1 protein-coding gene is annotated in these 1707 nt (G+C 73.6%); it reads left to right on the top strand.

The window, feature by feature from the left end; translation table 11 throughout:
• Positions 1 to 1707, top strand: a 1707-nt coding sequence (locus AB0C29_RS47030; protein ID WP_360834702.1) for an NADH-quinone oxidoreductase subunit L, incomplete at both ends; no start/stop codon positions are given.

Here is a 1707-nt window from a genome sequence, read left to right as displayed (position 1 = left end):
CCGGGCTCGGCATCGCGGGTGCCGCACTCGCCCTGGCCGACGTGGTCTTCCTGCTGGTGGTCGCGGACGACCCCGTCGAGTTCGGGGTGCGGGCGGTGCGCTTCGGCGACCTGCCGGTCACCTTCGGCGTCTCGCTCGGCCCGGCCGCGCTCTACGTCGCGCTCGCCGTCACCGTGGTCGCGCTCTTCGTGCAGATCTACTCGGTCGGCTACCTGCACGACGACCCGCGTTACGCGCCCTACGCCGCCCAGATCAGCATCTTCACCGGGGCGATGCTGCTGGTCGTGTCGGCCAATGACCTGATCATGCTGCTGGTCGGCTGGGAGGTGATGGGCGTCTGCTCGTATCTGCTCATCGGCCACGACCGGCGGCTGCCCGAGGCGCCCCGGGCCGCGGTCAAGGCGTTCCTGGTGACCCGGGTCGGCGACGTCGGCTTCCTGCTCGGCATCGCGCTGCTGGGCGTCTCGGCCGGCAGCTTCGAGATCTCCGCCGTGCTGGCGAGCTCGCCGGCTCACCTGACCGTGGCGCTGCTGCTCATCCTGGCCGGCGTGGCGGGCAAGAGCGCCCAGTTCCCGCTGCACACCTGGCTGCCGGACGCGATGGCCGGCCCGACGCCGATCTCCGCCCTGATCCACGCGGCCACGATGGTCGCCGCGGGCGTGTACGTGGTCTTCCGCCTCTTCCCGCTCTTCGCCCGCTCGCCCGGCGCGCTGGCGACGCTCGGTGTCATGGCGGCGATCACGCTGCTGCTCGGCGCGCTCGCCGCGACCGCCCAGGACGACCTCAAGCGGGTGCTGGCCTGGTCCACGGTCTCGCAGATCGGCTACATGACCGGCGCCCTGGCCGTCGGTTCGCCCGCCGCGGCCCTGTTCCACCTGCTCACCCACGCCGCGTTCAAGGCGCTGCTGTTCCTCGCGGCCGGCGCGGTGATCCACGCGGTCGGCACCAACCTGATGTCGCGGATGGGTGGCCTGCGCACGCATCTGCCCCGCACCTTCTGGGCGTTCGTGATCGGGCTCGGCGCACTGGCCGGGCTGCCGCCGCTGGCCGGCTTCTGGTCCAAGGAGAACGTCCTGGTCGCCGCCGCGCACGCGGCCGACGGCCAGGGCCCGGCCCCGGCCTGGGTCGGCTGGGTGGTCTGGGTGGCCGGGCTGCTCGGCGTCGCGATCACCGCCTGGTACGCGACCCGCCTGCTGCTGCGCACCTTCTTCGGCCACGCCCGGTCCCGCACCGACGAGTGGCACGTCGGCTTCGACGACGCCCGCTACGAGCGTGGCCCCGGCGCCGCGCACGATCCGCCCGGCCTGATGCTGTGGCCGGTGCAGCTCCTCGCGATCCCCGCGGCGCTGCTCGGGCTGGCCGCCTTCCTGCCCGGCTTCCGCAGCGCGCTGGAGCTGGAGGCCCCGCACCTGGAGATCAGCATCGTGCTGCCGCTGGTCCTGCTCGCGCTCGGCGCCGGCAGTTCGTGGTGGCTGTGGCACACCGCGCCCGGCGTGGATCCGGCGCAGGCCCTCGGCCGGTTGCGGCCGTTGTTCGCCGCCGGCTTCCGGCTCGACGACGTGCAGGACCGCCTGGTGGTACGCCCGGTACGCGCCCTCGCCACCGCCCTGCGCCTGCTCGACGAGCGGGTGGTCGACGCGGCCGTCGAGGGCACCGGCTCCTCCACCACCCGGCTCGGCGTCCGGTATCTCGACAAGCAGTTCCTGC

Origin of the sequence: Actinoplanes sp. NPDC048791 (assembly GCF_040650095.1) — a bacterium.
In the GTDB taxonomy this organism is placed as follows: Bacteria; Actinomycetota; Actinomycetes; order Mycobacteriales; family Micromonosporaceae; genus Actinoplanes.
The sequence above is the reverse complement of the archived record's forward strand: the minus strand, read 5'-3'. Positions and strand labels throughout refer to the sequence as shown.